This window comes from Microcystis sp. M165S2, from assembly GCF_020245885.1.
Lineage (GTDB): Bacteria > Cyanobacteriota > Cyanobacteriia > Cyanobacteriales > Microcystaceae > Microcystis.
In genome coordinates, this window is record NZ_JADBTZ010000242.1 from 1 (window position 1) to 5794 (window position 5794).

Consider the following 5794-nt stretch of genomic DNA (forward strand, 5'->3'; position numbering starts at 1 on the left):
ACTATAGCAAAGACCAAGGTGCTTAGGACAATCCATCGCTGAAACCCTGTTCAGATAAGAGTTTGAAAATTGAAAGCGTCCTAAATAACCCATTATTTGCTATATAGCAAAGACCAAGGTGCTTAGGACAATCCATCGCTGAAACCCTGTTCAGATAAGAGTTTGAAAATTGAAAGCGTCCTAAATAACCCATTATTTGCTATACAATGCACAGCAAAGCAAAGGATTAAGCCGCCATCACTACTACCGAATCACCACCTAGCAAAAAACCCAGCGGGAAAATCTCCCCACCGGGTCAAAAAGGCAAAAGTAAAGAATTATTTCTGATCGGCCTTTTTGCTTGACTTATCGCCCATTTTGTACTTACGCAAGAAGCGATCGACCCGGCCCTCCGTATCGATCATCTTCTGGGTTCCCGTATAAAAAGGATGATTACCCGACCAAACCTCCACATGAATTTCTGGTTTGGTCGAACCCACCGTCATCACCAGTTCACCATTACAGATCACCTTAGCTTCCGGATACCAAGTAGGATGAATTTTTTTCGGCATAATAAACCTCTCTATTAACCTAACGTTTCGAGTATTGAGGCGCTTTGCGCGCTTTGTGAAGACCGTATTTTTTCCGTTCCTTCGCCCGGGGATCCCGAGTCAGATAACCTTCACTCTTGAGGGGAGGACGATTTTCCGGCGCTAATTGACATAAAGCTCTAGCGACACCCAATTTCACCGCGTCCGCTTGGCCGGTCAAACCACCGCCCTCGGCCTTAACGATGATATCATACTCGTTTTCCAGTCCCAAAGTCTCCAGAGGAGCCTTAATCGTCTGGATATAGGTGGGAATGCGGTTAAAATGGGTTTCTCCATCGCGACCGTTAACGGTAATGGCCCCCGTCCCCGGCACGAGACGCACGGAAGCGACCGCCGATTTGCGTCGTCCCGTTCCCCAATAAACTACCTTATTTTTACTGTCCGTGGCTTGCATTGACTTAATTTCCTCCTGCGGGAATCGTATTAATCGCTAAAACTTCCGGTTGTTGTGCCTGATGGGGATGTTCCGCACCGGCATAAACTTTCAGTTTCGTGAACAATTTCCGACCTAAGCTATTTTTCGGGAGCATTCCCTTAACAGCGTGTTCGATAATCCGTTCGGGAATGCGTTTTTGCAGTTTATCGAAGCTTTCTACCTTCATACCACCCGGTCTGCCGGAATCGCGGCGATAAACTTTCTGTTGGCGTTTTTTGCCCGTCACCGTCACTTTTTCGGCGTTAATAACAATGACAAAATCCCCCGTATCCAGATGGGGGGTGAAAGTGGCTTTATTTTTGCCCCGTAGAATCATAGCGATCTCGGTGGCCAGACGACCTAGACGCTGATCGGCCGCATCAATGACGTACCATTTCTGCTCTAGAGTCTCTAAATTTGGTAGAGGTGTTTTGTTCATGGTGAGTTTGCCTTGGTTTACAAAAATAATTTTTTTTATTGCCGACCTGGGTGTTGGGGGGGTAGAGTTTTCGGGTTTTAGGGTTTTCGGGTTTTAGTTGAAATTCCCCCATTACCCTATTCCCCTATCCCCTCTGCTCGGAAATAATAAAGAGGCTGAGTCTCGAACCAGACGCTATCGGCAAAGGGAAAATCGGCGTAACCCACCCGCAGTAAACATAGTCCTTTAGCTGGTGCGGCGTATTTGACCAATTCTCGGCGCTGATTGACCCAGATGTCGGTAAAGTTTTCTAGCGATCGCTCACCAGTTCCCACCTCCACCAACATTCCCACCAATAGGCGCACCATCCCGTACAAAAAGCCATTGGCTTGAATTTCCATCTGTACAAACGGCCCTTGACGGTAGCATTCCACCCCTTGTACTTCTACCCAGGAATGGTCACGACTAGAGTTAGCACGGTGAAAGGCGGCCAGATGGTGCTTACCCAATAGGGGCTTTAAGGCCCTGGCCATCAAATTGGCATCGAGGGGACGATGGTAGTAGTGCCAACTAAAGGGGCTAACAAATAGATTGGGGATGGGGTCGGTATAGAGGGTGTAACGATAACGTCGCCAGAGGGCCGAGAAACGGGCGTGCCAGCGATCGGGAACCCGGCCCGAGGCCCGAATGACGATATCTTCATCTAGCCGAGCATTGAGAACCTTGGCCCAATGGGAAGGTGGGATCGGACTCTGCTGCTCGAAATGGGCAACTTGGGCGGCGGCGTGAACACCGCTATCGGTACGTCCGGCCCCGTGCAGAGTGACGTCATGACCGAGAATATCGGCCAGAGCCTTCTCGATTTCTTCCTGCACGCTCCTGTGATGGGGTTGCCGTTGCCAGCCGTGGAAATTAGTTCCCACATACTGGATAACTAGGGCGATCCGCGACTGGTGGCAAGCTGTCATCTTTACATCAGTTCGATAATCGCCATGGGGGCATTATCCCCGCGACGGCGCAGGGTACGCACGACCCTGGTATAACCGCCGTTACGACCGCCATAACGGGCTTGTGCGCCTTCAAAGAGGGCGTGAACCAGTTGTTTATCGTAGATGTAGCCCATAGCCTGGCGACGGGCGCTCAGGGAACCGTCTTTAGCTAGGGTGATAATGTGGTCTACCTCTGCTCGCACCGCTTTCGCTTTCGCTAGGGTGGTGGTGATCTGACCGTGGCGAATTAGCTGGGTGGCCAAGCTGCGCAGCAGTGCCTTTCTTTGGTCAGCCGGCAGACCCAATTGAGGCACTTTACATCGATGTCTCATGGTATTTTCCTGGAATTGGGTTTACTTGCTTTTTTCTTGGGGTAGGGTGATGCCTAACCGTTTTTGTAGGGCTTCAATGACTTCTTCAGCCGATTTCTGCCCAAAGTTTTTGATTTCTAAGAGATCTTCTTGGCTGTAATCGAGGAGGTCGGCTACGGTGTTGATCTGCGCTCGCTTCAGGCAATTGTAGGCGCGCACGGATAATTGTAGTTCCTCGATCGGAATTTGGTTTTCTTGGTTGATCTCTTGGTCGTCAAAGTTACCGGAAGATTCGAGGGCGTTGAGATCCTTGAGCGGGTTAAAGAGATTAACTAGCATATCGGCCGCTTGGGAAAGGGCTTCTTTGGGGTTAATGCTCCCGTTTGTCCAAATTTCCAAGAGCAGACGATCTCTAGCTTGACCGCTTTCGGAACGGATATCTTCGACGCTGTAGTTGACTTTGGTTACGGGCATAAAAATCGAGTCGATTTGCAGAAAGTCTAGCGAAGTGGCTTCTTCTTTACTGCGATCAATCGCCCGGTAGCCTTTGCCTTTTTCCACGCGAAATTCCATCTCTAGCTTCGCCCCTTCGGCTAGGGTAGCGACGTACTGATTGCGATCGACTATCTCCACTTCTGAGGGTAAATCGAATTGTGCCGCCACTACCGTCGCCGGTCCAGTTGCCACTAAACGCCCGATCTGGGTTTGATTGGTGTAGCTTTTCAGGATGATTTCTTTCATGTTGAGCATGAGTTCCATCACGTCCTCGCGTACTCCCTGGACGGTGGCAAATTCGTGATTGACTCCCGCGATCCGCAGGGCCGTCACGGCCGCCCCTTCCAGATTGGAAATGAGAATCCGTCTCAGGGCATTACCTACGGTCGTACCCTGGCCTCTTTCCAGAGGCTCTAGTACGAATTTACTGTACTGACTCTGATTCTTGTAAGTTTTTGCTTCTACACACTCGATTTGAAATTGCGCCACCGATTGACCTCCCTTGTTCAGTTATCAGTTATCAGTTATCAGTTATCAGTTTTCTCTAGCGTTCAGCATTTAGCGTTCAGCGTTCAGTTTTTTGCTCAGATGGTCTTTGACGACCCGATTCTCCTGCTGATGCGCCAAAAGCTAACGGCTGCCGGCCTCAAGATCCCTGTCACCTGAAAAAGCTGTTCACTGTTTACACTCTCCGGCGTTTGGGAGGACGACAACCATTGTGGGGGATGGGGGTCACGTCCCGGATCAGGGTGATTTCTAATCCTGCTCCTTGCAGGGCCCGGATTGCGGTTTCCCGTCCTGCCCCAGGGCCGCTAACCATCACCTCTAGTTGACGCATTCCCTGTTCGATCGCTCGGCGGGCGGCGTTATCGGCGGCGGTTTGGGCGGCGAAGGGGGTTCCTTTTTTAGCTCCTTTAAAACCACTCGATCCCGCCGATGCCCAAGAGATCACATCGCCTTTGGTATCGGAGATCGTGACAATGGTATTGTTGAAGGTCGATTGAATGTGAGCGACTCCGGTAGGAATATTTTTCTTCTGTTTTTTTGGTCCGGTTTTTTTGGTTGGTCGCGCCATAGTTTTTCTTGATTGGGGGATATCGCAATGAATAAAAAATTATTTCTTGGAGGGGGCTTTTTTCTTCCCTGCCACTGTCACCCGACGACCGCGACGGGTCCGCGCATTGGTTCGCGTCCGTTGCCCGCGCACGGGTAATCCTAGCCGATGCCGACGACCTCGATAGGTGCCGATATCGGCGAGGCGTTTGATGTTCATCGCCTCCCAGCGTCTCAAATCCCCCTCGATTTGATAATTTGTTTCGATATAAGTCCGTAGCGCCGCCACGTCTTCATCGCTGAGATCCTTGACCCGAGTGTCAGGGTTAACACCCGTCGCGGATAAGACTTCTTGGGAACGCGATAGACCCACTCCGTAGAGGTAGGTCAGGGCGATTTCCACACGCTTATCGCGAGGTAGGTCTACACCAGCTATCCTTGCCACGCTTTTTCTTTCTCCCTATGAACGATTTTTTTTCCAAAAACGACTACAATTAACGGTAACGATTCTCTGCCCCAAGACAGTGACTTTGGTGGGTTAACCTTGTCTCTGCTTGTGTTTGGGGTTAGAACAAATTACCATGACTCGACCGCGCCGACGGATGACGCGGCACTTTTCGCACATTTTTTTGACAGACGCTCTAACTTTCATGCCTAACTATTCTGGCAACACTGCAAGCTTACTATTATATCAGATTTCTTTTACTCGTGTCACCTATTTTTTTAAAATAAATTTGGCCGCTTATTAGGCTTTTTGGCTTCTCTGCCCCTATTTGTCACTATTTTTTTTGATTTTTCAGGCGATAGGTAATTCTGCCTTTGGTTAGGTCGTAGGGGGTCAGTTCCACTTTGACTCGATCGCCGGGGAGGATTTTGATATAATTACGGCGGATTTTGCCGGATATATGGGCTAAGACGTTGAAACCGTTATCTAAATCCACCCTAAACATGGCGTTGGGCAAAGATTCGGTGACGGTTCCTTCCATTTCAATTAGATCTTGTTTAGACAAAGTTAATTCCTCAATTTCACTAGAGACAATTTAACGACAGGCAGCAGCAACCGTGCTGTTAGCGCAATTTCCCCAGTATAGCTTATCAGTGATCACTGATCGGATGTGAGTTTTCAGTTCACTGATTACCGTTTACCGATCACAGCCAAAAAGCTCCCGACACCATATTCGGTCAATATGGCATAAATTTATGGTTTTATGAAAGATTGAATCAATTCATCGCATTTTCACTACTATGAACGGACGAAAATCAAGTTAATTAGCTGGGTGTAATTAATTTGTAGATAGCCGTAGGACAAGATACCTGTACTACCTTACCAAGTCCTCGGTCGAAAGTTTTCATCATTAATAATCTCCACTGTATCCCCAGAAGGTTTAATCACAAATAGTCCTTTATTATAGGCATAACGGTCTATACCTTCGTCAATTTCAATACCAGCGACTGCACCGTAAGCTTGATAGTTTTTGTAATGGGGAAAAGCAATTTTAAAGCGAGTTAGTTTTTCTAAAAAT

10 protein-coding genes and 1 pseudogene are annotated in these 5794 nt (G+C 48.6%); all 11 read right to left on the minus strand.

Annotated elements, in window-relative coordinates; genetic code table 11:
* Positions 1 to 317 precede the first annotated feature (317 nt).
* Positions 318 to 551: a 50S ribosomal protein L31 gene (gene rpmE / locus IM479_RS12440; RefSeq protein ID WP_002760058.1), complete on the minus strand. Its 234-nt coding sequence runs from the start codon at positions 549 to 551 to the stop codon at positions 318 to 320.
* A gap of 19 nt (positions 552 to 570) precedes the next feature.
* Complete coding sequence (gene rpsI / locus IM479_RS12445) at positions 571 to 984, minus strand: 30S ribosomal protein S9 (RefSeq protein WP_002737094.1); 414 nt, start codon at positions 982 to 984, stop codon at positions 571 to 573.
* A 4-nt stretch (positions 985 to 988) separates the two neighbouring features.
* Positions 989 to 1444 carry a 50S ribosomal protein L13 gene (rplM, locus tag IM479_RS12450; protein WP_002735375.1) on the minus strand — a complete coding sequence of 152 codons (456 nt, stop codon included), beginning with the start codon at positions 1442 to 1444 and terminating at the stop codon, positions 989 to 991.
* Between the two features lie 116 nt (positions 1445 to 1560).
* Positions 1561 to 2391, minus strand: coding sequence for a tRNA pseudouridine(38-40) synthase TruA (gene truA, locus IM479_RS12455; protein WP_287687366.1), 831 nt, complete (start codon positions 2389 to 2391; stop codon positions 1561 to 1563).
* Positions 2392 to 2393: 2 nt separating this feature from the next.
* Complete coding sequence (gene rplQ, locus IM479_RS12460) at positions 2394 to 2744, minus strand: 50S ribosomal protein L17 (RefSeq protein ID WP_024970315.1); 351 nt, start codon at positions 2742 to 2744, stop codon at positions 2394 to 2396.
* Between the two features lie 21 nt (positions 2745 to 2765).
* Positions 2766 to 3707, minus strand: coding sequence for a DNA-directed RNA polymerase subunit alpha (locus IM479_RS12465; protein ID WP_158200657.1), 942 nt, complete (start codon positions 3705 to 3707; stop codon positions 2766 to 2768).
* A gap of 193 nt (positions 3708 to 3900) precedes the next feature.
* Positions 3901 to 4293, minus strand: coding sequence for a 30S ribosomal protein S11 (gene rpsK / locus IM479_RS12470; protein WP_286825371.1), 393 nt, complete (start codon positions 4291 to 4293; stop codon positions 3901 to 3903).
* 39 nt (positions 4294 to 4332) lie between these two features.
* Complete coding sequence (gene rpsM / locus IM479_RS12475; RefSeq protein WP_002735415.1) at positions 4333 to 4716, minus strand: 30S ribosomal protein S13; 384 nt, start codon at positions 4714 to 4716, stop codon at positions 4333 to 4335.
* Between the two features lie 93 nt (positions 4717 to 4809).
* Positions 4810 to 4923 carry a 50S ribosomal protein L36 gene (gene rpmJ, locus IM479_RS12480; RefSeq protein WP_012593611.1) on the minus strand — a complete coding sequence of 38 codons (114 nt, stop codon included), beginning with the start codon at positions 4921 to 4923 and terminating at the stop codon, positions 4810 to 4812.
* 127 nt (positions 4924 to 5050) lie between these two features.
* On the minus strand, positions 5051 to 5281 hold the full coding sequence (gene infA, locus IM479_RS12485; protein WP_002737109.1) for a translation initiation factor IF-1: 231 nt from the start codon (positions 5279 to 5281) through the stop codon (positions 5051 to 5053).
* 314 nt (positions 5282 to 5595) lie between these two features.
* Positions 5596 to 5794, minus strand: a pseudogene (locus IM479_RS12490) (DUF3782 domain-containing protein); the annotation flags it as partial.

Coding starts and splice junctions, on each gene's coding strand:
- rpmE (WP_002760058.1), bottom strand. CDS start 551: ATGCCGAAAAAAATTCATCCTACTTGGTATCCGGAAGCTAAGGTGATC.
- rplQ (WP_024970315.1), bottom strand. CDS start 2,744: ATGAGACATCGATGTAAAGTGCCTCAATTGGGTCTGCCGGCTGACCAA.
- rplM (WP_002735375.1), bottom strand. CDS start 1,444: ATGAACAAAACACCTCTACCAAATTTAGAGACTCTAGAGCAGAAATGG.
- truA (WP_287687366.1), bottom strand. CDS start 2,391: ATGACAGCTTGCCACCAGTCGCGGATCGCCCTAGTTATCCAGTATGTG.
- rpsI (WP_002737094.1), bottom strand. CDS start 984: ATGCAAGCCACGGACAGTAAAAATAAGGTAGTTTATTGGGGAACGGGA.
- rpmJ (WP_012593611.1), bottom strand. CDS start 4,923: ATGAAAGTTAGAGCGTCTGTCAAAAAAATGTGCGAAAAGTGCCGCGTC.
- rpsK (WP_286825371.1), bottom strand. CDS start 4,293: ATGGCGCGACCAACCAAAAAAACCGGACCAAAAAAACAGAAGAAAAAT.